At 62.1% G+C, this 23,812-nt stretch carries 24 protein-coding genes; 6 read left to right on the top strand and 18 right to left on the bottom strand.

Features of this window, described 5'->3' with window-relative positions; genetic code table 11:
• Nucleotides 1-51: 51 nt before the first annotated feature.
• From ntrX to dusB, 5 genes are all read right to left on the bottom strand, one after another.
• Complete coding sequence (ntrX, locus tag AC04SG_RS03860; protein WP_112561767.1) at nucleotides 52-1,413, bottom strand: nitrogen assimilation response regulator NtrX; 1,362 nt, start codon at nucleotides 1,411-1,413, stop codon at nucleotides 52-54.
• Nucleotides 1,403-3,691, bottom strand: a complete 2,289-nt coding sequence (locus AC04SG_RS03865; protein ID WP_488550005.1) for a sensor histidine kinase NtrY-like — start codon at nucleotides 3,689-3,691, stop codon at nucleotides 1,403-1,405. Before AC04SG_RS03865 ends, ntrX begins: the two co-directional genes overlap by 11 nt.
• A 142-nt stretch (nucleotides 3,692-3,833) precedes the next feature.
• Complete coding sequence (gene ntrC, locus AC04SG_RS03870; RefSeq protein WP_112561769.1) at nucleotides 3,834-5,291, bottom strand: nitrogen regulation protein NR(I); 1,458 nt, start codon at nucleotides 5,289-5,291, stop codon at nucleotides 3,834-3,836.
• Nucleotides 5,288-6,430: a two-component system sensor histidine kinase NtrB gene (locus tag AC04SG_RS03875; RefSeq protein ID WP_112561770.1), complete on the bottom strand. Its 1,143-nt coding sequence runs from the start codon at nucleotides 6,428-6,430 to the stop codon at nucleotides 5,288-5,290. The genes ntrC and AC04SG_RS03875 overlap by 4 nt, the downstream gene beginning before the upstream one ends.
• Nucleotides 6,427-7,455 (bottom strand): tRNA dihydrouridine synthase DusB, encoded by a 1,029-nt coding sequence (gene dusB, locus AC04SG_RS03880; RefSeq protein ID WP_488550006.1) that lies wholly within the window; start codon nucleotides 7,453-7,455, stop codon nucleotides 6,427-6,429. Before dusB ends, AC04SG_RS03875 begins: the two co-directional genes overlap by 4 nt.
• Before the next feature lie 140 nt (nucleotides 7,456-7,595).
• On the opposite strand from dusB, the gene AC04SG_RS03885 reads away from it, so the two are divergent.
• Both AC04SG_RS03885 and AC04SG_RS03890 read left to right on the top strand, forming a co-directional pair.
• Nucleotides 7,596-8,819 carry a bifunctional 2-C-methyl-D-erythritol 4-phosphate cytidylyltransferase/2-C-methyl-D-erythritol 2,4-cyclodiphosphate synthase gene (locus tag AC04SG_RS03885; RefSeq protein WP_203278219.1) on the top strand — a complete coding sequence of 408 codons (1,224 nt, stop codon included), beginning with the start codon at nucleotides 7,596-7,598 and terminating at the stop codon, nucleotides 8,817-8,819.
• Nucleotides 8,816-9,325: a CinA family protein gene (locus AC04SG_RS03890; RefSeq protein WP_192254175.1), complete on the top strand. Its 510-nt coding sequence runs from the start codon at nucleotides 8,816-8,818 to the stop codon at nucleotides 9,323-9,325. The genes AC04SG_RS03885 and AC04SG_RS03890 overlap by 4 nt, the downstream gene beginning before the upstream one ends.
• Here the strand turns inward: AC04SG_RS03890 and AC04SG_RS03895 are convergent.
• The 10 genes from AC04SG_RS03895 to AC04SG_RS03940 all read right to left on the bottom strand — a co-directional run bounded on the left by AC04SG_RS03895 (nucleotide 9,301) and on the right by AC04SG_RS03940 (nucleotide 18,423).
• Nucleotides 9,301-9,759 carry a type II toxin-antitoxin system RatA family toxin gene (locus AC04SG_RS03895; protein ID WP_488550007.1) on the bottom strand — a complete coding sequence of 153 codons (459 nt, stop codon included), beginning with the start codon at nucleotides 9,757-9,759 and terminating at the stop codon, nucleotides 9,301-9,303. The genes AC04SG_RS03890 and AC04SG_RS03895 overlap by 25 nt on opposite strands.
• A 64-nt stretch (nucleotides 9,760-9,823) precedes the next feature.
• Nucleotides 9,824-10,789 carry a lipoyl synthase gene (lipA, locus tag AC04SG_RS03900; RefSeq protein ID WP_477238098.1) on the bottom strand — a complete coding sequence of 322 codons (966 nt, stop codon included), beginning with the start codon at nucleotides 10,787-10,789 and terminating at the stop codon, nucleotides 9,824-9,826.
• Between the two features lie 207 nt (nucleotides 10,790-10,996).
• Nucleotides 10,997-11,254: a GlsB/YeaQ/YmgE family stress response membrane protein gene (locus tag AC04SG_RS03905; RefSeq protein WP_192254179.1), complete on the bottom strand. Its 258-nt coding sequence runs from the start codon at nucleotides 11,252-11,254 to the stop codon at nucleotides 10,997-10,999.
• A 102-nt stretch (nucleotides 11,255-11,356) separates the two neighbouring features.
• Nucleotides 11,357-12,805, bottom strand: a complete 1,449-nt coding sequence (gene lpdA / locus AC04SG_RS03910) for a dihydrolipoyl dehydrogenase (protein WP_488550008.1) — start codon at nucleotides 12,803-12,805, stop codon at nucleotides 11,357-11,359.
• 191 nt (nucleotides 12,806-12,996) lie between these two features.
• The gene (locus AC04SG_RS03915; RefSeq protein ID WP_488550009.1) at nucleotides 12,997-13,638 is read right to left on the bottom strand and encodes an SGNH/GDSL hydrolase family protein; all 642 of its coding nucleotides are present in this window, start codon (nucleotides 13,636-13,638) and stop codon (nucleotides 12,997-12,999) included.
• A complete protein-coding gene (locus tag AC04SG_RS03920; protein ID WP_488550010.1) occupies nucleotides 13,635-14,048 on the bottom strand; it encodes a hypothetical protein in 414 nt (137 codons plus the stop codon). The genes AC04SG_RS03915 and AC04SG_RS03920 overlap by 4 nt, the downstream gene beginning before the upstream one ends.
• 15 nt (nucleotides 14,049-14,063) lie before the next feature.
• Nucleotides 14,064-15,437, bottom strand: a complete 1,374-nt coding sequence (locus tag AC04SG_RS03925; RefSeq protein ID WP_488550011.1) for a pyruvate dehydrogenase complex dihydrolipoamide acetyltransferase — start codon at nucleotides 15,435-15,437, stop codon at nucleotides 14,064-14,066.
• An 18-nt stretch (nucleotides 15,438-15,455) separates the two neighbouring features.
• On the bottom strand, nucleotides 15,456-16,841 hold the full coding sequence (locus AC04SG_RS03930; protein ID WP_488550012.1) for a pyruvate dehydrogenase complex E1 component subunit beta: 1,386 nt from the start codon (nucleotides 16,839-16,841) through the stop codon (nucleotides 15,456-15,458).
• A 15-nt stretch (nucleotides 16,842-16,856) separates the two neighbouring features.
• Nucleotides 16,857-17,903, bottom strand: coding sequence for a pyruvate dehydrogenase (acetyl-transferring) E1 component subunit alpha (pdhA, locus tag AC04SG_RS03935; RefSeq protein WP_112561782.1), 1,047 nt, complete (start codon nucleotides 17,901-17,903; stop codon nucleotides 16,857-16,859).
• 196 nt (nucleotides 17,904-18,099) lie between these two features.
• Nucleotides 18,100-18,423, bottom strand: a complete 324-nt coding sequence (locus AC04SG_RS03940) for an FtsB family cell division protein (RefSeq protein WP_112561783.1) — start codon at nucleotides 18,421-18,423, stop codon at nucleotides 18,100-18,102.
• A gap of 199 nt (nucleotides 18,424-18,622) precedes the next feature.
• On the opposite strand from AC04SG_RS03940, the gene AC04SG_RS03945 reads away from it, so the two are divergent.
• Both AC04SG_RS03945 and AC04SG_RS03950 read left to right on the top strand, forming a co-directional pair.
• Nucleotides 18,623-19,141: a MarR family winged helix-turn-helix transcriptional regulator gene (locus AC04SG_RS03945; protein ID WP_488550013.1), complete on the top strand. Its 519-nt coding sequence runs from the start codon at nucleotides 18,623-18,625 to the stop codon at nucleotides 19,139-19,141.
• Complete coding sequence (locus AC04SG_RS03950) at nucleotides 19,138-19,734, top strand: gamma carbonic anhydrase family protein (protein WP_488550014.1); 597 nt, start codon at nucleotides 19,138-19,140, stop codon at nucleotides 19,732-19,734. Before AC04SG_RS03945 ends, AC04SG_RS03950 begins: the two co-directional genes overlap by 4 nt.
• A gap of 93 nt (nucleotides 19,735-19,827) precedes the next feature.
• Here the strand turns inward: AC04SG_RS03950 and eno are convergent, their stop codons facing one another.
• Complete coding sequence (gene eno / locus AC04SG_RS03955; protein WP_488550015.1) at nucleotides 19,828-21,102, bottom strand: phosphopyruvate hydratase; 1,275 nt, start codon at nucleotides 21,100-21,102, stop codon at nucleotides 19,828-19,830.
• A gap of 517 nt (nucleotides 21,103-21,619) precedes the next feature.
• On the opposite strand from eno, the gene AC04SG_RS03960 reads away from it, so the two are divergent.
• Nucleotides 21,620-22,768, top strand: coding sequence for a glycoside hydrolase family 19 protein (locus AC04SG_RS03960; RefSeq protein WP_488550016.1), 1,149 nt, complete (start codon nucleotides 21,620-21,622; stop codon nucleotides 22,766-22,768).
• Nucleotides 22,769-22,876: 108 nt separating this feature from the next.
• Nucleotides 22,877-22,999, top strand: a complete 123-nt coding sequence (locus AC04SG_RS03965; protein ID WP_488550017.1) for a hypothetical protein — start codon at nucleotides 22,877-22,879, stop codon at nucleotides 22,997-22,999.
• Nucleotides 23,000-23,063: 64 nt separating this feature from the next.
• On the opposite strand, the gene AC04SG_RS03970 is transcribed toward AC04SG_RS03965, so the two are convergent.
• Together AC04SG_RS03970 and AC04SG_RS03975 are read right to left on the bottom strand one after the other, a co-directional pair.
• Nucleotides 23,064-23,429 (bottom strand): PRC-barrel domain-containing protein, encoded by a 366-nt coding sequence (locus tag AC04SG_RS03970; RefSeq protein WP_192254199.1) that lies wholly within the window; start codon nucleotides 23,427-23,429, stop codon nucleotides 23,064-23,066.
• A 143-nt stretch (nucleotides 23,430-23,572) separates the two neighbouring features.
• Entirely contained in the window at nucleotides 23,573-23,776 is a 204-nt protein-coding gene (locus tag AC04SG_RS03975; RefSeq protein WP_352558853.1) for a dodecin family protein, read from the bottom strand.
• Nucleotides 23,777-23,812 lie beyond the last annotated feature (36 nt).

Raw genomic sequence — 23,812 nt, forward strand, 5'->3', positions numbered from 1 at the left:
TAACCGGCAATTGCATAGGCCACAGCGTGCTGGCCCAACAACAAATGGGGATCAGACCCCCAGCGACTTCAGCTTGCGGTGCAGCGCTGAGCGCTCCATGCCGATGAATTCCGCCGTCTTCGAGATGTTGCCGCCGAACCGGTTGATCTGGGCGATCAGATAGTCCTTCTCGAACTGTTCGCGGGCTTCGCGCAGCGGCAGCGCCATGATGTGCTGGTCGGACTGGTTCGGCGTACGCGGCATGACATCGCCGATCTCGGATGGCAACAGGTCGGCGGTGATCGGTGAATCGACATCGTCGCCGCGCGCCAGGATCATCAGCCGTTCGACATTGTTGCGCAGCTGGCGGACATTGCCCGGCCAGTTGTGCGCCTGCAGCACGGCAAGCGCGTCGTCGCCGATGCGGCGCGGCTTGATGCCGGCCTGACGCGCGATCTGCTTCATGAAATTGTCGACGAGATAGGGGATGTCCTCGCGTCGCTCGGCCAGACCCGGCACCATGACCGGAACCACCGCCAGACGGTGATAGAGGTCTTCGCGGAAGCGACCGTCGGCGATCATCGCTTCGAGGTTCTGCGAGGTCGAGGAAATGATGCGCACATCGACCTTGACCCGCTTGGTGCCACCGACCCGCTCGAACTGCTGCTCGACCAGCACGCGCAGGATCTTGTTTTGCGTCTCGCGCGGCATGTCGGCGACTTCATCGATGTAGAGGATGCCGCGGTGCGCCTCCTCCAGCGCGCCGACCTTGCGCTCGGTGCCGTTGGATTCGGTGCCGAACAGCTCGATCTCCATGCGCTCGGGCGTGATGTTGGCGGCGCTAAGTGTCACGAAGGGCGCGCCCTTGCGCGCCGACAGCGTGTGGATGGCGCGCGCGGCGAGCTCCTTGCCCGAGCCGGACGGACCGATGATCATGACGCGGCTGTTGGTCGGCGCGACGCGTTCGATTGTCTGGCGCAGCTGGCTCATCGCCGACGACATGCCGATCAGGTCGAAGGTTTCGCCGCTGCGCTGCTTGAGGTCTGAGACCTCGCGCCGCAATTTCGAGGTTTCCAGCGCCCGCTCGGCAATCAGGATCAGCCGGTCGGCCTTGAATGGCTTCTCGATGAAATCATAGGCGCCGCGGCGGATGGCCGACACTGCCGTCTCGATATTGCCGTGGCCTGAAATCATCACCACCGGCAGGCTCGGATGCATCGTCTTGATCTCGTCGAGCAGCGCCAGCCCGTCCAGGCGCGAGCCCTGCAGCCAGATGTCGAGGAAAATCAGCCGCGGCGCCCGGTCGGCGATTGCCGCCAGCGCACTGTCGGCATCGAATGCCGTGCGGGTTTCATGCCCCTCGTCGCTCAGTATGCCCGCGACGAGTTCACGGATGTCTTCCTCGTCATCGACGATGAGAATATCAGACGCCATTACCGACCTTTTCAGTTTCTCTTTCGAGTTCAGTTTCGCCTTGACCGCGTGGCGGCGCGGTTGCGGCAGCGGGTGGCAGGATGATCGAGATCATCGCGCCGCGTCCACCGTGGAAGTCCGCAGGCGCATCGTGCAGTTCGAGCCGCCCGCCATGGTCCTCCACGATCTTCTTGACGATGGCGAGGCCGAGCCCGGTGCCCTTCTCGCGCGTCGTCATATAGGGCTCGAGCAGCCTTTGACGATTCTCGCGCGGCAGGCCTTTGCCATTGTCGATGACGTCGATTCTGATCGCGCCATTCTGCCGGGCAGCTTGAATCCGGATTATGCCGTGCGAACCGTCCTTTTGTTCCAGTCCGTCAATCGCTTCGGCGGCGTTCTTGATGACGTTGCCGAAAGCTTGCGCCATCAGCCGGCTGTCGAAAGTGCCCTTCAGCGGCTCGTTGCCGAAGACGCGTTCGAAAGCGATGTCTGCACGGCTGACCTCGACCAGGAACGACGCCTCGCGCAATGATTCGCGCAGATCGATGGCCTTCATCTCGGGCTTCGGCATGCGGGCGAAAGCGGAGAATTCGTCGACCATGCGGCCGATGTCCTCGACCTGGCGGATGATGGTGTCGGTGCACTGATCGAAAATCTCGCGGTCCTCGGTGATGACCTTGCCGAAACGGCGTTTGATGCGCTCGGCCGAGAGCTGGATTGGCGTCAGCGGGTTCTTGATTTCATGCGCAATGCGCCGTGCCACGTCCGCCCAGGCCGAGGAGCGCTGCGCCTGGACCAGATCGGTGATGTCGTCGACCGTCACGACATAGGATTTCTCCTCCGAGCCGTTGTCGCCGGCCTCGATGGTAATCTGCACGTTGAAAGTCCGCTCGGCGCCGGCGCGGTAGAAGGTGACCTGCTCGCGATAGACCGGCTTGCCGGATTTGCGGCCGATCTCGAAGACGCGGCCGACATGCGGCAGCACGGCCGACAGGTTCTGCCCGAGCGCTGCCGTCGCCGATATGGCCAGCATCGTTTCGGCTGACTTGTTGACGATGGTGACGATGCCGTAGGGATCGACGCCGATGACGCCGGCGGTGACGCCGGCCAGCACCGCTTCCGAGAAACGCCGCCGCTCGTCGATCAAATCCTTGGCCGACAGGATCTCGTTGCGCTGCGATTTCAGCTCCAGCAGCATCTTGTTGAACGTATCGCCAAGCGAGGCGACGTCACCGTCGGAAGGCCGCACTGGCACGGCGACGTCGAGATTGCCGGTGGCAACCTCGTCCGCGGCGCCGATGAGCTGGCGGATGGGCCGCACCAGGCGGTCAGCCACCGCTATCCCGGTCCAGATGGCCGACAGGATGATGATCAGCGTCAGCGACAGATAGGGCAGCGCGAACGCCACCTGCGAGGTCCGCCTGTTCGCTTCCAGGCCACGATATTCCGCGGTGTTGGACTGTACGATCTGCCGCGCCTTGATCACCTCGGGATCGACAAGGCGAATGGTGTAGAGGTAGAGGCCTTCGATCTCGCGCAATTTCACGATGGCGCCCATGATGTTGCGCGTCTTCGGCTCGATCAGCACGGGTTTGCCGTCGGCCGCACTCGCCACGGCCCCTTCCGGCGGCTCCGGCATGGCGAAATTCGTATCGGTCTTGGCGCTCATGACGAAGGAGCCATCCGGCTTGATCAGCGCCGCGTGCGCCAGGGTCCTGCCCACGGCTTCCTTGTTCATCAGGTCGAGAAAGCCGGTTCGATCGAGGCCGTAAAGCGTGCGTGACGCGTCGAGATCGTAGGCCATCGACAGCGTCGTGCCCTGAAGATTGCGAGCATTTTCCTGGACATAGGCATCGGCGATCGACAGCGACGAGTTGACGATCGTCTTGGTGCGGATCTCGAACCAGCGGTCGAGACCTATATCGAGCGTGATCGAGGCAATGATGGCCACCATGATGGCGGGGATGGCGGCGACCAGCGCAAACATCGCCACGATGCGCACATGCAGCCGCGATGCCGCCTTGCCGTGCCGGCGCGCCATGACGATCCGATGCACCTCGCGGCCGACCAGGGCGATCAGCGCAAGCACGAACACGGCGTTGACCGCAATCAGCGTCAGCGTCGTGGCTGCGTCCGGCGTGATCGGCGTCGCGCCGACGAGGATCGCAAATGAGATTGCCGCCGTAACCAGCGCACCGGCGATTGCGACAACGCCAGGCAGCGCAAGCAACCGGCGCCCATCCCTTCCGCCGGGTCTGCTGAAAAGCGGTTCGTTTGATGTAAGAGCCTGCGAAGCCATGTCGCCGTCTAAGAGCCAGTGATTGCGTCGGATGTATGCAACGCATTGTGGCGATTATGCAACAAGTGTGGCCGCGAGGGAAACTTTCGGCCACCGATCCCCTGAAAAGGGATGACCAGGCGTCACTTCGACCGGTACGCGCTCACGATCTCGACGATTTGTAGACGTTAACTCCGAGTTCGCGAATCTTCTTGCGCAGCGTGTTGCGGTTCAAACCCAGCAATTCAGCCGCCTTGATCTGGTTGCCGCGCGTTGCCGTCATGGAAGCCAGCACCAACGGATATTCGACCTCGGACAGGATGCGCTGATAGAGGCCGGCCGGCGGCAATTCGCCGGCGAAAGAGGCAAAATAGCGCTGCAGGAAGTGCTCCACCGCCTGGCCGATGGACAGATCGTCCGGGATCAGGTTGCCGCCGCCGGGAACGACCGGCCTTTCGCCTGTCTTCAGCTCGGCTTCGATGATCTCGGCGGATATTTCGTCCTGCGAATAGAGCGCGGCAAGCCGGCGCACCAGATTTTCGAGTTCGCGCACATTGCCCGGCCAGGGATAGCGCTTCATCAATTCGATGCCGCCGGTCGAAATGCGCTTGGTCTGCAAGCCTTCGCTGGCGCCGATCTTGAAGAAATGCCGCACCAGATCGGGAATGTCTTCCGACCTCTCACGCAAGCCCGGCAGCCGCAGCGGCACGACGTTCAGGCGATAGAACAGATCCTCGCGGAAAAGCCCCTGGTTGATCAGCGTGCGCAGATCCTTGTTGGTGGCGGCGACGATGCGCACGTCCGTCTTGATCGGCGTACGCCCGCCGACCGTGGTGTATTCGCCCTGCTGCAGCACGCGCAGCAGCCGCGTCTGCGCCTCCATCGGCATGTCGCCGATCTCGTCGAGGAACAGCGTGCCGCCCTCGGCCTGCTCGAAACGGCCGGTCGAGCGGTTCTGCGCGCCGGTGAAGGCGCCCTTCTCGTGACCGAACAGTTCCGATTCGATCAAATCGCGCGGGATCGCCGCCATGTTGATGGCGACGAACGGACCGCCGCGGCGACGGCCGTATTCATGCAGGGCACGCGCCACCAGTTCCTTGCCGGTGCCGGACTCGCCCGAGATCATGACCGTCAAATCGGTCTGCATCATACGCGCCAGCATGCGGTAGATGTCCTGCATGGCGGCCGAGCGGCCGACCAGCGGCATGGCGTCAGGCTGTTCGTCCGGCCGCGTATCGATTTTCGGCCGCCGCGGCTCGGACAGCGCCCGGTTGACGATGCTGAGCAGCTCGGTCAGGTCGAACGGCTTCGGTAGGTACTCGTAAGCTCCTGTTTCGGAAGCTCGAATCGCGGTCATGAAGGTGTTCTGCGCGCTCATCACGATGACCGGAAGTTCCGGTCGCGCCTTCTTGATGCGCGGCAGCATGTCGAAGGCGTTTTCGTCCGGCATGACCACGTCGGTGATGACCAGATCGCCCTCGCCCGCCGCCACCCAGCGCCATAACGTCGAGGCGTTGGAGGTGACGCGCACCTCATGGCCGACGCGCGACAGCGCCTGGTTGAGCACGGTGCGGATGGCCGCATCGTCGTCGGCGACGAGAATATTGCCGCGAACCGTCATTTGCGGTCTCCTTCGCCTTCATCTGCAGTGTCGTTCGGTGCTTCTTTCCAGGCCGGCATCAGGATGCGGAAGGTGGTGCCGCGCGGCGTCGAATCGCATTCGATGATGCCGCCATGCTCGCCGACGATTTTCGCCACCAGCGCCAGGCCGAGCCCCGAGCCGTTCGGCTTGGTGGTGATGAACGGGTCGAACAGGATCGGCAGGATGTCTTCCGAAACACCCGACCCATTGTCGCGCACGCAGAATTCCAGCGGCAGTGACACACGGTCCTGCGTTCCCGGGACGGAAACGCGGATGCCCGGCCTGAACGCGGTCGACAGCACGATCTCGCCTTGCGGGTCGCCGCCGATGGCCTCGGCAGCGTTCTTGACCAGGTTGAGAAACACCTGGATCAGCTGGTCGCGGTTGGCGAAAACCGGAGGCAATGATGGATCATAGTCCTCCAATATCCTGATTCTCTTTGCAAAACCGTTCTTGGCGATCGCCTTCACATGGTCCAGAACGACATGGATGTTGACGGGGTAGCGGTCGATCGGCCGCTCATCGGAAAACACCTCCATGCGGTCGACCAGCGACACGATGCGGTCGGTCTCGTCGGTGATAAGCCGGGTCAGCGCTCGATCCTCGTCGGAAGCCGACAGTTCGAGCAGCTGCGCCGCACCGCGTATGCCCGACAGCGGATTCTTGATCTCGTGCGCCAGCATGGCGGCAAGGCCGGTGACCGAACGTGCAGCACCCCGATGCGTCATCTGCCGGTCGATCTTGTCGGCCATCGAGCGCTCCTGGAACATCACCACGATCGAGCCCGGGAATTCCGGCACCGGGGCAACGTAGAGATCGACGACCTTCTCGATGCCGAGACGTGGCGACGACACGTCGACACGGTATTCATTGACCGGCGCGCGGCGTTCGCGGACCTGGTCGACCAGTTGCAACAGCGGGCTGCCGAACGGGATGAGCTTGGACAGCGTGTTGCGCGCCAGCATGGTCGCGCTGGAGCGGAAGAAGTCCTCCGCGTCGGCATTGGCGTAGGTGATGAACCCGTCCGGATCGACCATGATCACCGGACGGCGGATGGTGTTGAGCACGATATGGGCGGCATCCGCCATCTCGGTGCCCGGTGCAGCAGGCGCGTTCATGCGGCACTCCGCAACGGCGCGGCTTCGCCTTCGCCGGAAAACACCTCACGCAGCAGGGCAATGACGCGGGCAGGCTCGAACGAGGTGAGGACGGCTTTGCGGCGGTCGTCAGTGACGTCGGCGGCGTGGCGTTCAAGATACCAGCCAAGATGCTTGCGCGCCTGGCGCAGGCCGCTTTCAACGCCGTAGAGCGTCAGCATATCCTCGTAATGGGCGGCAATGTAGTCGGCCATGGCTTTCGGGCTGTCCGGCACGCCGGAGGTTGCCTCGCCCGCAGCCGTCGCCGCGATGCGACCCGCCGTCCACGGCGCGCCGTAATGCGCACGGCCGATCATCACCGCATCGGCGCCCGACTGTTCGAGGATTTGGGCAGCCTCTTCCGGCGAGCCGACATCGCCATTGGCGACGACGGGAATTGAGACGGCGTCCTTGATTCGAGCGATGGCGCCCCAATCGGCCTTGCCCTGATAGAACTGGCAGCGCGTGCGGCCGTGCACCGTCACCATTTTGACGCCGGCCTCTTCAGCACGGCGCGCCAGAGCGGGCGCGTTCAGCGCATTCTCGTCCCAGCCGAGCCGCATCTTGACCGTTACCGGCAGCTGCACCGCGCCGACCACCGCTTCGATCAACGACAGCGCGTGGTCGAGATCGCGCATCAGCGCCGAACCGGCATAGCCTCCGGTCACCTTCTTGGCCGGGCAGCCCATATTGATGTCGATGATGTCGGCGCCCTCGCCGGCAGCGATGCGCGCCCCCTCGGCCATGTGCACAGCCTCGCGGCCGGCAAGCTGAACCATGTGGACAGGCAGCCCGGAATGACGGATGCGCAGGTCGCAGCCGGCCCTACCCTTGGCAAGCTCGCCGCTCGCCACCATTTCCGACACGACCAGGCCTGCGCCATGCGCGTAGGCGCGCTGCCGGAACGGCTCGTCCGTTATTCCCGACATCGGCGCAAGGAACACGCGGTTGCGGATCGTCACGCCGCCGACATCGAGCGGCAAAGCCAATTTTGTTACTTCAGGCATGCACAAAAACCAAGCATATCGGATTGCTGCACATTCTCTAGCCATAAGAAAGGCATTGTGCAACGCGCAATGACGTCACATTGCGGCGCATTTGGGAAAATGCTGGCCTTCGGCTTTTACCCCGACTACCACCAATCGCAATGACAGACACAAGTGAAAATCGGGCTCTGGGCGACGACGGCAAGGTCGGCGTGGTCATCGTCGCCGCCGGCCGCGGCGCGCGCGCCGGGCAAGCCGACGGGCCGAAGCAATATCAGCGCATCGGCGGCCGCGCCGTTATTGCGCGCACGCTGGAGACATTCCTGGCGCACCCTGAGATTGGCCCAATCGTCGTCGCCATCCATGCCGATGACCGCGCGCTTTTCGACAAGGCAGCCGGCGCGCATGGCGAGCGGGTCATCGCCGTAGTCGGCGGCGAGTCGCGCCAAAGTTCGGTTCGACTGGGACTGCTCGAACTGAGGGGCCACGCGCCCGGCCGTGTCCTGGTGCATGATGCGGTGCGGCCGTTTGTCGATGCGGCTCTCATCGACCGTACCATCGCGGCCATTGGCGAGCGCCAGGGTGCGCTGCCGGCGCTGCCCGTCGCCGATACGCTGAAGCGCGAATCGGCCACCGGCATGATCAAGGAGACGGTGCCGAGGGCGGGCCTTCATGCTGCACAAACGCCGCAAGGCTTTCCGTTCTGGCCGCTGCTCGCGGCGCACGAAAAGGCCCATCATCTCGGCAAGACGGATTTCACCGACGATGCCGCGATCGCCGAATGGGCGCATATTCCGGTCAAAATCGTCCAGGGGTCGCCGGACAATGTCAAACTCACCTGGGCAAGGGATATTGCGATGGCCGATCAGCGGCTTACCGGCGAACGTTTTCCCGACATCCGCACCGGCAATGGCTATGACGTGCATGCCTTCGAACCCGGCGACCATGTCACTCTGTGCGGCGTCGCCATTCCGCACGGCAAAAAGCTGTCGGGACATTCGGATGCCGATGTCGGCCTGCACGCGCTGACCGACGCGCTGCTTGCCACCTGCGGCGCCGGCGACATCGGCACGCATTTCCCGCCCTCCGATCCGCAATGGAAGGGAGCGGCATCGCGCATCTTTGTCGAACATGCGGCGAAACTGGTGCGCGCGCGCGGCGGCCGCATCGCCAATGCCGACATCACGCTGATCTGCGAAGCGCCGCGCGTCGGCCCGCATCGCGACGCCATGACCAAGGCCTTGTCGGCGATGCTGGGCATTTCCAGCGACCGCATCTCGATCAAGGCGACGACCAATGAAAAACTCGGCTTTGTCGGCCGCGAGGAAGGCATTGCCGCCATCGCCACCGCCAGCGTCGTCTTCCCCGGGGACGTGCCGGCATGAGCAGTAGCGATCTCGCCAACGCCCTGCTCCAGGCCTGCCAGCAGCGCGGCATCATGTTGGCGACCGCCGAAAGCTGCACCGGCGGCATGATCATTGCCGCCCTCACCGACATTGCCGGCTCGTCGGCCGTGGTCGATCGCGGCCTCATCACCTATTCCAACGAAGCCAAGATGGAGATGCTCGGCGTCTCGGCGGCCACGCTTCAAGCGCACGGCGCCGTCTCGCGCGAAACGGTTCTGGAGATGACTGCGGGTGCGTTGGCGCGCTCGCGCGCCGGGCTGGCGCTTGCCGTCACCGGCATTGCCGGCCCGGGCGGCGGTTCGCCGGAAAAACCGGTCGGCCTGGTCTGGTTCGGAGTGGCGCTCAGGGGTGGGCCGGTGGCAGCAGAGCTCAATATGTTTGCCGACAATGGCCGTGACTTCATCCGCCGCGAGACGGTCAGGCATGCGCTGGAGATCGGCCTGCGTGCGCTCGGCGACACTCACGAGATGGGCGTCGTTCCGTAGATGACGTCGGCGCGCTTCTCGAACGCTTCGGAAAACATGCGGAAGGCGCGGTCGAACATGGTGCCCATCAGTGCACCGAGAATGCGGCTCTTGAACTCGTAATCGATGAAGAAATGAACTTCGCAGCCGCCGTCGGCCGGATCGAAGCGCCAGATATTGCTCAGATATTTGAACGGCCCATCGATGTATTTGACGTCGATGGTGTTCTCGTCCGGCCTCAGCAGCACCTGCGTCGTAAAGGTCTCGCGGATCGCCTTGTAGCCGATGCTCATATCGGCAACGAGAATGGTGCGGCCGTCACGGTCCTTGCGCGAGCGCACCGTCAGCGCCTCGCACAGTGGCAGAAATTCAGGATAGGTCTCGATATCGGCGACCAGCGCAAACATCTGCTCCGGCGTGTGGGCAACGCGGCGAGTGGCTTCGAATTTCGGCATTAATGCATGTCGCTCAAAAGTGGCCCCGGTTTTGAGAAAACGACATGCATCACTTAAAGCAGGATTAGCTGGCTTTTTTGAGCTGCGCCTCGCGCGCCGCCCGCAACCTGGCGAAATCGTCGCCGGCGTGATGCGAGGAACGCGTCAGCGGGCTCGACGCCACCAGCAGGAAACCCTTGGTCTTGCCGATCGTCGCGAAGGAGCTGAATTCCTCCGGCGTGACGAAGCGGATCACCGGGTGATGCTTCTTCGACGGCTGCAGATACTGGCCGATGGTCATGAAGTCGACATTTGCCGAACGCAAATCATCCATCAACTGCAGGATCTCGTTCCGCTCCTCGCCGAGACCAACCATGATGCCGGACTTGGTGAAGATCGACGGGTCGAGCTCCTTGACCCGCTGCAAGAGCCGGATCGAGTGGAAATAGCGGGCACCCGGCCGCACCGTCAGATAGTTCGACGGCACGGTTTCGAGATTGTGGTTGAAGACGTCGGGCTTGGCCGCCACGACGATCTCCAGCGCGCCGTCCTTGCGCAGGAAGTCGGGCGTCAGGATTTCGATCGTGGTCAAAGGCGTTGCCGCCCGGATGGCGCGGATGACCTCGGCGAAGTGCTGCGCGCCGCCATCGGCAAGATCGTCGCGGTCGACCGAGGTGATGACGACATGGGTCAACCCCATCTGCTTGACAGCATGCGCGACGCGCGCCGGCTCATCAGCATCAAGCGCGGTCGGAATGCCGGTGGCGACATTGCAGAAGGCACAGGCGCGCGTGCAGATCTCGCCCATGATCATGAAGGTGGCGTGCTTCTTTTCCCAGCACTCGCCGATATTGGGGCAGCCGGCCTCTTCGCACACCGTGACCAGCTTATGCGACTTCACGATTTCGCGCGTCTCGGCATAGCCCTTGGACACCGGCGCCTTGACGCGGATCCAGTCGGGCTTGCGCAGCACATCCTGGTCGGGCTTGTGCGCCTTTTCGGGATGCCGCAGGCGCGGCGCATTGGCGATCGTGTCGAGAACAGTAACCATCTCAAACCTGACTTGTTGGCGTCCGCCCGTCGGTGTTCGCCGTTAGAACGTCACTTAAGACTTTTCGGGGCAAAGAAAAAGGCTGCAGCAGTGCATGCCGCCACAGCCTTTTTCGCATAGCGAGTTCCGGAGCAATTCCAGGAAAAGTGTGAAGCGGTTTTCCGTCCGGAATTGCGTCAAAACAAGGAGATAAAACGGCGGGCCGTTTTATCGGCGAATGAGCCGCCCGGCAAAGATCAGCAGGCAGGCGCCGATGAAGCCGGTGATCAGATAAGCGAGCCAGCCGACGCCGAAGGGCTCGATGTTGAGAGCCCTGAGAATGGCGTTGAGCACCACCGCGCCGACAATGCCCATAATGATGTTCATCAAGATGCCGGTGTTGCTCTTCATGACCATCTCGGCCAGCCACCCGGCCAGGCCGCCGATGATGATGGCTGCAACCCAGCCCACGCCATTCACGTCCATATGCCAACTCCTCCAGTGTCAGGTGAAAATGCATCCGGAAACGAACTGCCTTGCCGCAAGGTTCCTCCGGCGCATGCGTCTGAGTCTCGCGGCAGCAATTTATCATGCGTTGAGCGCGCGCCCATAGGCGTCGAGCACGCTTTCCTTCATCATCTCCGACAGCGTCGGATGCGGGAAGATGGTGTGCATCAGCTCTTCTTCCGTCGTTTCCAGGTTCATCGCCACGACAAAACCCTGGATCAGTTCGGTCACTTCGGCGCCCACCATATGCGCACCGAGCAGCTGGCCAGTCTTCTTGTCGAAGATGGTCTTGATGAAACCCTGGTCCTCGCCAAGCGCGATCGCCTTGCCGTTGGCGCCGAACTGGAAGCGGCCGACACGGATATCCTTGCCTTCGGCCTTGGCCTTGGCTTCGGTCAGACCGACCGAGGCGACCTGCGGGTTGCAGTAGGTGCAGCCCGGGATCTTCAGCTTGTCTGTCGCATGCACGCCAGGGAAGTTGGCGATCTTTTCGACGCAGACCACGCCTTCATGCTCGGCCTTGTGGGCAAGCATCGGCGGTCCGGCGACATCGCCGATGGCGTAAATCCCGGGCACATTGGTCTTGCCGTAACCGTCGACGACGACACAGCCGCGGTCAGTCTTCACGCCGAGCGTCTCGAGCCCGAGATTCTCGATATTGCCCTGCACGCCGACGGCCGAGATCATGCGGTCGGCGGTGATCTTCTCGACCTTGCCGTCCTTCATCTCGACATGCGCCGTGACGGAGTTCGCACCTTTCTCGACCTTGGTCACCTTGGCTTCGAGGATGATTTTCATGCCTTGCTTCTCGAACTGCTTCTGCGCGAATTTCGAGACCTCGGCGTCCTCGACCGGCATCACCGCCGGCAACAGCTCGACCACGGTCACTTCCGCGCCCATGGTGCGGTAGAAGGAGGCGAACTCGATGCCGATGGCGCCGGAGCCCATCACCAGCAGCGACTTCGGCATTTCCTTCGGCACCATCGCCTCGAAATACGTCCAGATCAGCTTGCCGTCCGGCTCGATGCCGGGCAGCGCGCGCGGCCTAGCGCCGGTGGCGAGGATGATATGCTTGGCGGTGTAGGTGCCCTCGCTTTTGACGCCCTTCGGCACCGGCGGCTGCGGCTCCATCGGCTTCTTGGCGGTCTTGGAGACGACGATCTCGCCGGGCTTCGACAGCTTGGCCTCACCCCAGATGACGTCGACCTTGTTCTTCTTCATCAGGAAGGCGACGCCGCCATTCAGCCGCAGCGACACCTTTCGCGAGCGGTCGACCACGGCGGCTGTATCGGCGCTGACCTTGCCGCCTTCGAGCTTGAGGCCATAGTCCTTGAGATGATCGGAATAGTGCATGATCTCGGCCGAGCGCAGCAGCGCCTTGGTCGGGATGCAGCCCCAGTTGAGGCAGATGCCGCCGAGATGCTCGCGCTCGACGATCGCCGTCTTGAAGCCGAGCTGGGCGGAACGCACCGCCGTGACATAGCCGCCGGGGCCGGAGCCGATGATGATGACGTCGTAATTCTCAGCCATTTTTGCAGTTCCTATTGAAACGAGGCCTCAGCTGAAAGCATGTCGGCTAAATAGAGCACCAAAGTCGCAAGTGCGTGAGATATCCAGACTCCGAGAAGTATTCCTGCGGCAAGAAGCAGACCCGGCCGACCTCGCCAATTGACGGCCAACCAGAGTCCTATGATCAGGGCCGCGCTGTCCATCTTCGCGGGTCACAGTTCCAGCATCACGCGCACCAGCGGCGCCAGCGCCTGGCCGATGTTGCGCGTGTTTTCCGCATCGAGATGGACACCGTCGAGCGGCGTGGTCGTGGCCACGGTTCCGGCATCGAAAAAGCCGCAGCCGGCCTCGTCGGCAAGCGCGGAATATTGCGGCGCCAGCCGCTTCGAGGCCTCATCGCCGCCGGCAAACATTTCCTTGAATTCGGCATTGTCCGTGCGGCTGACCGCCGGCGGCGCCACGAGCAGGATCTGGGGCGCGTCCCAGTCGAACGGATAGTCATGGCCGCGCACGATGTCGATCAAGCGCTGCATGCCTTGCTTGGCCGCCACCGGATTGCCGTGGATCCACGGCTTCATGTCATTGGCGCCGAGCATGATGACGATCAGGTCGATCGGCGCATGGCTGGTCAGGATCGTCGGCAAAAGCCTGGCGCCATTGCGGTCGGCACCGGCCAGGTGATCATCGAAGGCCGTGGTGCGGCCGTTCAGGCCCTCGGCAATGACTTCGATACCGTCGTCGCCCAGCGCCGCCTTGAGCACGCTCGGCCAGCGGTTTTCCAGGGCGTGGCGGCCGAGGCTCGCCGCGTCATAGCCCCAGGTCAGGGAATCGCCGTAGCAGAGGATCGTCTTCATGCACTTACCTCCGCCTTAAGCCCGCACCGCACGCGCCATCTCACGAACAACCACTGCACCAGCACGGTAGCGATGCCAGGCAAAACCAGGCCGGCGCCAAAGCGAAAATCGCCTGACCACTGGGCTTTTCCCGGCGGCTGCGAGAAGGTCCAGGCAATCAGGCCAATCCCGATGACCACGAAGAAGGCCACCGCAACAAGCGCCGTGAGATTTACCGTCCTTTGCGGATCCGACATGAACTGGGCGATGAAGAATACGACCGTCAGGACGATGGCGACCAGCGCCGACAGCATGAAGACAAGGATGTATTCCGAGTCCGCATTGGTGGCGATTGCGAGCCACATCGCCACCAGCCCGCCGGCCAGGCCGGAAAGGATCAGGGCAAAAAGGCTGGTGAAGAATGTCCGCACCGCCCTTTTCCTTCCCTAGACCAGCATGCCCATCGGGTTTTCGATCATGCGCTTGAAGGCGACCAGGAGTTCGGCGCCGAGCGCACCGTCGACGGCGCGGTGATCGGTCGACAGCGTTACCGACATGACGTTGGCGACTTTGATCTCGCCATTCTTGACCACCGCGCGCTGCTCGCCGGCACCCACCGCCAGGATCGTCGCATGCGGCGGGTTGATGACGGCGGCAAAGTCCTTGATGCCGAACATGCCAAGATTGGAGACAGCCGTGGTGCCGCCCTGATACTCCTCGGGCTTCAGCTTGCGGCTGCGGGCGCGGCTCGCCAGATCCTTCATCTCGTTGGAGATGGTGGACAGCGTCTTTTCGTCGGCGTGGCGGATAATCGGCGTGATCAGGCCGCCGGGGATCGACACGGCAACGCCGACATCGGCATGCTTGTGCTTGACCATGGCGCTGTCGGTCCACGACGCATTGGCATCCGGCACCGCCATCAGCGCCATCGCCATCGCCTTGATGACCATGTCGTTGACCGAGAGCTTGTAGACGGGAGCCTCGCCCTTGTCGGTCTTCTTCGTCGGAGCGGCGGCATTCAATTGCGTGCGCAGCGCCAGCAGCGCATCGAGCTCGCAGTCGAGCGTCAGGTAGAAATGCGGGATAGTGGACTTCGCCTCGACCAGCCGCCGCGCGATGGTCTTGCGCATATTGTCGTGCGGGACGAGCTCGTAAGAGCCTTCGGCGAACAGTTTCAGCACCTGCTCGTCCGACATTGCCTTGGGAGCCGCAGTCGGAGCTGCAGGCGCCGGAGCGCCGGCAGGTGCTGCTTTCGCGACCGGTGCCGCCTTGGCGCCGCCACCGGCAATCGCCGCCTCGACATCGGCCTTGACGACGCGGCCATGCGGGCCGGTGCCGGTCACGGCGGACACATCGACGCCGGCATCCTTGGCGATGCGCCGAGCCAGCGGCGAGGCGAAAGTACGCTCGCCTGCGGCGTGACCGTTAGCAACTGGCGCGGCTTCTGCTTTCGCCGGCGCAGGCGCCGCGGCAGCGGTTGCCGGCTTCGGCACTTCGGCCTTTGGCGCATCGGCTTTCGGAGCCTCAGCCTTGGGCGCGGCATCGCCGCCACCCTTCGCCGCGGCACCGGCATCCTCGCCTTCACCAGCCAGAATGGCGATCAGCGCATTGACCTTGACGCCTTCGGTGCCGGCGGGAACGACGAGCTTGGCAACCGTTCCCTCGTCGACGGCCTCGACTTCCATCGTCGCCTTGTCGGTCTCGATCTCGGCGATCACGTCACCCGGCGAGACCTTGTCGCCTTCCTTGACCAACCACTTGGAAAGATTGCCCTCTTCCATAGTGGGCGAGAGCGCCGGCATGGTGATGTTGATTGGCATGATGTCCTCCCGACCGGCTCAGCGATACGTGACGGCTTTGACCGCCTCGATGACCTCGCCGACATTGGGCAGGGCCAGCTTTTCGAGGTTCGCCGCATAGGGCATCGGCACGTCCTTGCCGGCGATGGTGATGACCGGCGCGTCGAGGAAATCGAAGGCGCGTTGCGACACCTGGTTGGCGATGTGGTCGCCGACCGAGCTTTGCGGGAAACCTTCCTCCACCACGATCAGGCGATTGGTCTTCTTCACCGAGGCGATGACAGTGTCGAGGTCGAGCGGACGGATGGACCTAAGATCGATGATCTCGGCATCGATGCCCATCCCGCGCAGTTCGGCTTCGGCCTTGATCGCGTAGGTCATGCCGATGCCGAACGACACGATGGTGACGTCCTTGCCCTGCTTGTGGATGCGCGCCTTGCCGATCGGCAGCACGAAATCGTCCAGCTTCGGAACGTCGAAGGACTGGCCGTAGAGGATTTCGTTTTCGAGGAAGATGACCGGGTTCGGATCGCGGATCGCCGCCTTGAGCAGGCCCTTGGCGTCCGCCGCCGTATACGGCATCACCACTTTCAGGCCGGGGATATGGCTGTACCAGGCGGCGTAGCACTGCGAGTGCTGGGCGCCGACGCGGGCGGCGGCCCCGTTCGGTCCGCGGAAGACAATCGGCGCGCCCATCTGGCCACCCGACATATAGAGCGTCTTGGCAGCGGAGTTGATGATCTGGTCGATCGCCTGCATGGCGAAGTTGAAGGTCATGAACTCGACGATCGGCTTCAGGCCGGCCATTGCCGCACCGACGCCGACGCCGGCAAAACCGTGTTCGGTGATCGGGGTGTCGACGACGCGGCGTGGCCCGAATTCCTGCAGCAGGCCTTGCGTGATCTTATAGGCGCCCTGGTATTCGGCGACCTCCTCGCCCATGACGAAGACATCACCGTCGCGGCGCATTTCTTCGGCCATGGCATCGCGCAAGGCTTCGCGCACCGTGGTTGAAACCATCTCGGTGCCAGCCGGAATATCCGGATCGGCGGCGACTTCCGTTTTCGGCGCGGCCGAGACAGGTGCCGCGGCCTCACTCTTGGCCGCAGCAGGCGCCGGCGCGGCTACTTCAGCCTTGGGGGGCTCCTCGCCGATGCCTTCGCCGGCCTTGTCGACGTCTTCGCCGTCGACCGCAAGCACGGCGATCACCGCGTTGACCTTGACGCCTTCGGTGCCGGCCGGAACCACGATCTTGGCCAGCGTGCCTTCATCGACGGCCTCAACTTCCATCGTCGCCTTGTCGGTTTCGATCTCGGCGATCACGTCGCCGGCGACAACCTTGTCACCCTCGTTCTTCAACCACTTGGAAAGATTGCCCTCTTCCATGGTCGGCGAGAGAGCGGGCATGAGAATTTCGATCGGCATGTCCTTGCCCTCCCGTTACAATACGATGTCGGTCCAGAGCTCGGACGGATCCGGCTCTGCGTCGTGCTGGGCGAATTCGGCGGCGTCGGCGACGATGTCGCGGACCTCCTTGTCGATATTCTTGAGCTCGTCCTCGCTTGCCCACTTCTTGGCCGTCAGCCGCGCCTTGACCTGCTCGATCGGGTCATGGTCGGAGCGCATCTTCTGCACTTCTTCCTTCGAGCGGTATTTCGCCGGATCGGACATCGAATGGCCGCGGTAGCGATAAGTCTGCATTTCGAGGATGATCGGTCCGTTGCCGGCACGGCACCATTCGGTCGCCTGATCGCCGGCGGATTTGACCGCACGCACATCCATGCCATCGACCTGGATGCCAGGGATCTTGAACGAGGCGCCGCGGTGCGAAAAATTTGTTTCGGCCGACGAGCGCGACACCGACGTGCCCATGGCGTAGCGGTTGTTCTCGATGATGTAGATCACCGGCAGCTTCCACAGCGAGGCCATGTTGAAGCTTTCATAGACCTGGCCCTGGTTGGCCGCGCCGTCGCCGAAATAGGTCAGCGACACATTGTTGTTGTCGCGGTAGCGGTTGGCGAAGGCGAGGCCCGTGCCGAGCGACACCTGCGCGCCGACAATGCCGTGGCCGCCGTAAAAATGCTTCTCCTTGGAGAACATGTGCATGGAGCCGCCCTTGCCCCTCGACAGGCCGCCGCGGCGACCGGTCAGCTCGGCCATGACGCCGCGCGGCGACAGCTCCATCGCCAGCATGTGGCCGTGGTCGCGATAGGCGGTGATCATCTGGTCGCCGTCGATCAGCGCCATCTTCATGCCGGTGACGACCGCTTCCTGGCCGATATAGAGGTGACAGAAGCCGCCGATGAAGCCCATGCCGTAGAGCTGGCCGGCTTTTTCCTCGAAGCGGCGGATGAGCAGCATGTGCCGGTAGGCGGCTAGCTCCTCGTCCTTGGTGAATTCGGCTGGTTTGGGGGCGGAAAGCCCCGTGGATTTGGCGGATGTCGATTTGACGGATTTGGCAGGCGCTTTTTTGGCGGCGGTGGCCATGCATCACTCCCTGTTGGCGTCTCTTTGCGGACACGAGAGCAGCACGAAAATCTGCTCCGAGGGAGATCAGCTCTCCCCACCGATTTGAAAGAGGCTAACACGCGAGAAAGCGTTTCGCCATGCTGAAAAATGCATGGCTGTCATGCGTCTAAGCGATTAAAATCATTGGAAATAACAGTGATTAACTGAACTCAGGTTATTTCGAGTTAGTCGGCAGCATGATGGTAATTTCATCCGCCTGAGACAGATTGAGCGCCCTGCGCGCCTGCTCGTCAAGCATATCCTTCTCAAGCGTGCCCTCATGCATCAGCTGGACGCGCCGCTCCAGATCGACCCGGCGCGCTTTGATGGCATCGTACTTGGCCTGCAATTCGACGGTCTGCGCTTCGAGCTGGTATTTGGAATAGATGCCGAACTCGCCATGATAGGCATGGAAGCCGAAATACGCCAGGAACGCCACGCAAAGCGACGGGATGATCAGCCGGCCGGTGTTTCTCTGCTTGTGCTGGCGTGTCCACATGGTCGCAATCCTTTGACCTCCTTATCTCGCCCGATTGTGCTTAATGGACGGTTACGGACCCTGGGATTTTGCGAGCGGGAAATGACCCACCCGGCAGGTTGCGTCCACCTCGTCGATTTTTCTTCTCCATCCTTTGCGGTCGCAGCTTGCATGCGCGAAAAGCAGTTGACGTTCTCCTGAAGTAATATATGCATACGCTATGCAATTGTTAGACGCCAACAAACTCGGCGCGCTCGGCGCCATGATTCGCGACAGGACGGAAGCGTCCTTGAGAGAGCTTTCACCGAGCGCGGCGGCGGTGCTGTCGATGCTGCACTTCAAACCGGGGTTGACGACGACGGAGCTCGCCGAGGTCGTCGGCGTCAGTCAACCGACTGCCGTGCGTTTGATCGACGGGCTGGAACGGCAGGCGCTGATAGGGCGCGGCAAACCGGAGGGTCGTGTCACTCCGCTGACGCTGACGGAGACTGGCCACGCACAGGTAAGGGAAATGCAGGCTCTCCGGCTCGCCGCGCTCGACGGATTGCTGTCTGTGCTGCAACCGGATGAGCGGCGGCGCTTTGTTTCCATGCTGGACGAGATTCTTGCGGGCGCGACCACTTCCCGTCCTTTCGCGAGAACAACCTGTCGCCTCTGCGAGCATGATCTTTGCGGACCCAAAATTTGCCCGATCGGCCGCCGAGCAGCTGAGATCGAGAGAAAGGAGAGCGAGCGATGATCATTTCCTATGCGGGGCATTCGCCTGCCATCGATCCCGATGCTTGGGCCGCTCCGGATGCCACAATATCCGGCGATGTCGTCATTGGCGCCGGCAGCCGGGTCATGCATGGCGCCCGCCTTGTGGCGGAGTCTGGCGGATCGATCCGCATTGGCCGCAACTGTATCGTGTTGGAAAATGCGGTGATCCGGGCCACGGCAAGTCATCCTTGTACTATCGGGAATTATTGCCTCGTAGGCCCCAACAGCCACATGGTTGGTGCAGAGGTCGGCGATGAAGTTTTTATCGCTACAGGTGCGGCGGTTTTCCATGGTGCGCACATAGGGCGCGGATCGGAAGTCCGCATCAATGGCATCGTTCACCTGCGCACCCGCCTCGAACCTGGCACGGTCGTACCGATCGGCTGGATTGCCGTGGGCGATCCGGCTCAGCTCCTGCCTCCGGACCAGCATGAGGCCATCTGGTCTCACCAGAAACCGCTCGATTTCCCAGGCTTCGTCTACGGTGTCGACCGAAACGCGCCGGATGCAATGCAGAAAATCACTGCAAATCTCTCGGTGGGGCTAGGCGTACATCGCACGGGAAACGCTTGAGCGCTTTCCGCCGCAGCAGAAAGCGTTCCGGTTCAAGCTCGCTGGTGCATGTCGCCCAAATCTTGCCCAAGGGCCTGACCGAGGACGCGCAGATCAGCTTTTCACCACCGACTTGCCGGCGTAACGCGCCTGCTTGCCGAGCTCTTCCTCGATACGGATCAGCTGGTTGTACTTGGCCATGCGGTCTGAGCGCGACAGCGAACCGGTCTTGATCTGCCCGCAATTGGTGGCGACGGCGAGATCGGCGATGGTCGAATCCTCGGTCTCACCCGAGCGATGCGACATCACAGCGGTATAGCCGGCCTTGTGCGCGGTCTCGACGGCGTCGAGCGTCTCGGTCAGCGAGCCGATCTGGTTGACCTTGACCAGGATCGAATTGGCAACGCCCATGCGGATGCCGTCGCGCAGACGCGCCGTGTTGGTGACGAACAAATCGTCGCCGACCAGCTGCGTCTTCTTGCCGATCAGATCGGTCAGGTACTTCCAGCCTTCCCAGTCGTCCTCGGCCAGGCCGTCCTCGATCGAGATGATCGGGTAGTCGGCGGCAAGCTTGGCCAGATACTTGGCCTGCGCCTTGGGATCGCGGGTCTTCTTCTCCCCTTCATAGACGTAATTGCCGTCCTTGAAGAATTCGGTCGCCGCGCAATCGAGGCCGAGCGCGATCTCTTCGCCCGGCTTGAAGCCGGCCTTCTCGATCGATTCCATGATGAAATCGAGCGCCACCGGCGCGCTCTTCAGGTTCGGGGCAAAACCGCCTTCGTCACCGACATTGGTGTTGTGGCCGGCATCCTTGAGCTTCTTCCTCAGCGTGTGGAAAATTTCCGAACCCCAGCGCACGCCTTCGCGCAGCGTCGGCGCACCGACCGGCAGGATCATGAATTCCTGGAAGTCGATCGGATTGTCGGCGTGCGCGCCGCCATTGATGATGTTCATCATCGGCACCGGCAGGATATGCGCCTTGGTGCCGCCGACATAGCGGTAGAGCGGCAGGCCGGCGGCTTCCGCGGCCGCCTTGGCCACTGCCAGCGACACGCCAAGAATAGCGTTGGCGCCGAGCCGGCTCTTGTTGGGGGTGCCGTCAAGCTCGATCATGGTCTGGTCGATATGGATCTGGTTTTCGGCTTCCATGCCGCCGATCGCCTCGAACAGCTCGCCATTGACGGCCTCGACTGCCTTGAGCACGCCCTTGCCGAGATAGCGGGCGCCGCCATCGCGCAGTTCGACGGCTTCATGGGCGCCGGTCGAGGCGCCGGACGGCACCGCGGCGCGGCCCATCGAGCCGTCTTCGAGAACGACGTCGACCTCGACGGTCGGATTTCCACGGCTGTCCAGGATTTCACGCCCGATAATGTCGACGATGGCGGTCATTGCGATGTCCCCGATTGATCGATTAAGCGTCGCGCCCCTCTTAGCCAAAGTGCCGTAAAAGGCAATTGGGAATGGCATGAAATAATAGTGACATTCGCCCATGCCCCAGCCTGGGGCATGGGCGACGCCATCTGAACGCAACAGCCCGACCTGACCTCATATGTCTGGCGCCGCATGAGGCGCGCCCCTCCCCTTTATCGCGGCAATGCCTTCGTCACGAAATACCAGGCGGCAGACAAACTCCAGCCGATGCTTCAAAAGAGTCAGCCACCAACGTGACAAACATCACAATGCAGAGACATCGAAGATGTTAGGGTCGCATCTCCAACGCGCACTGTTTGAATGAAGGAAACAAGACTAACTCTTTGGAGAGGTGGGAATGGCAACAATTTCAGGTAATGGCTGGGAACTTCTTATTAGCCGGCAAGTCGAACATATGAGGGGTACCAGGCGCAGGACGGTTGGAACCTATAAAGTCTTTCACAACGGCACGGCAGTCACGGGTTTATCGGGGTTCGTGTGTGAATCTCGCGGCCCTGGCGACAATTCCAAAGAAGACAACGGCAGGCGCATCGAGCCCGGCACCTACCCGCTGGCGACACAGGCCGGAGGCAAGTATGTGACGATCGGTTACACCAGCGGCAAGACGCCACCCAAACCTGGACTCGAACTGCTTAAGACCAACAAGCGCACCGAAATCCTTATTCATCCAGGCGTCAATTTCCTATCCAGCGTCGGATGCATCAATCCGACGAAGAAGGTGAGCGGTCCGCTTTCCGACATGGACTTCACGGAGAGCCGAACCCGGGTGATCGCCCTCATCGACGATCTGAAAGCCTTTGCCGGCAGTGGTTTCCCGAAAACCAACGGCAAGCCAATTCCCAAAGCTTCGGTCGTCATCGAAGGCGAACCGGTGCTGTCGACCGAGAGCGTCGAGAGCATGCTCGAAGCGATTGCGGGCGATCCGAAGAAGGGCTTGCCCGCAGCGGTCTTCCAGAAATTCGCGCCGAGACCGGCAAGCGGTTCCAGGCGGGCGATCTATGACGGTTACATCGGCGCCTTTACCTCCGACAAAGGCCTCAAAACACTCGGCGATCATGGCGTGTGCAACAACTATGATCGGCTGATGCATTTCTTCGCACAGGCAGCGATGGAAACCGGTGGCTTCACCCTCATTCGCGAGTCCCTGACCTACACGACCGTGGCCGCGATCCGGAAGGCGTGGAAATCGCGAGCCGCCAGCAAGACCGATCAGTGGATCAAGGACAATCTGCTGCGCAAGCCGGAAGCGCTGGGCGACTGGGCGTATGGCGGGCGGATGGGCAATGTGAAAGGAACATTGGACGGCTTCAATTTCCGCGGTGGCGGCACGTTCCAGACCACGGGGCGCGACGCGTACACGGCCAAAGGCAAGCTCGCCAAGGTCGACCTCGCCAACCATCCTGGCCTGATCGAGGACCCGCAGATTTCGCTGCTCGCAGCTTGCGCCGAATGGAAAGAGTCAGGCTGCAATGCCTTTGCCGATTCCGGTCTGATCAAAAAGATCTCGCGCGCGATCAACGTCGGCAATGCCAATTCGACCACGCCGGCCAATGGCGAGGCGGACCGGATTGCCTGGCACGAGAAGATTTTCAAGGCAGTGAAGAATGCGGGACTGCTCGGTTGAGCACGCCTTGATCACGTTCGACAACATGGCGTCACGATAATTCACGAGCAACATTCGGGGCGTCGATTAGGATCATGCCGCGCGGGGCGAAACAGGAGGAGTTTCGCCATGTCTGAGTTGAGCGGTATCGTGAGTTTGTTCTTGATCGCGGCGGCGTTCCTGACGTCATGCGACAACCAGCAGCCGCCAAAGGCCGCAACGCAGTTGTCGACGCTTTACGCCGGCGAATAGGGGCCATCCATCGATTGAAAAGGCCCCCTCGGGGGCCTTTTCACGTCAGGCGTCAGCGCCCGCATCAATGCCAATAGGGCGTGACCTTGTAGTAGTCATAGGAAGCGTCACGTGCGGCCTCGCCATCGGCGCCGGCCAATTCATTGATCGAATAGGCTGGAGCCGCTTTCAGCTGGTCCTTGGAGAACGGCACGACGTAGCCGCCTTTGTCCTCGTCATAGTCGAGGCTCGCCCATGGAATGGCGTGATACTTCTCGCCAATGCCGAGAAAACCGCCAAAGCCGATAACCGCGAACATGATGCCGTTCGACGTCTTGTCGAGCATGACGTCCTCGATGCTGCCGATGTTCCTGCCTTCGGTGTTGTAGACCGACGTGCCGATGACGCGCGAAGCGGCGATGGCTTCGGTATGGCCTGTCTGGGTGGTCATGTCTGATGCTCCTTATTGTCGTTGATCGTACTTTGACAATGAGGGGCGCGGGCTAAAGTTCCCGATTTTTTCAGAGCATGATCCCGAAAAGTGGGAACCGGTTTTCGGAAAAGATCATGCTCCAACAAGGAGTTGGCAGGCGCTTACTCCGCGAGGATGAAAGTCACCTTCATGTTGACGCGATAGGCCGCGATCTTGCCGTCCTCGACGACGATCTTCTGGTCCTGGATCCAGGCGCCTTCGACGTTCTTCAGGGTCTTTGCGGCGCGCGCAATTCCCATCTCGATGGCGTCCTGAAAGCTCTTTTCCGACGACGACGTGATTTCGGTGACGCGGGCGACAGACATGGCTTCCTCCTGCCAAGACGCTCATTTGCAAGGAGG

The organism is Mesorhizobium sp. CNPSo 4684 (genome assembly GCF_057784315.1).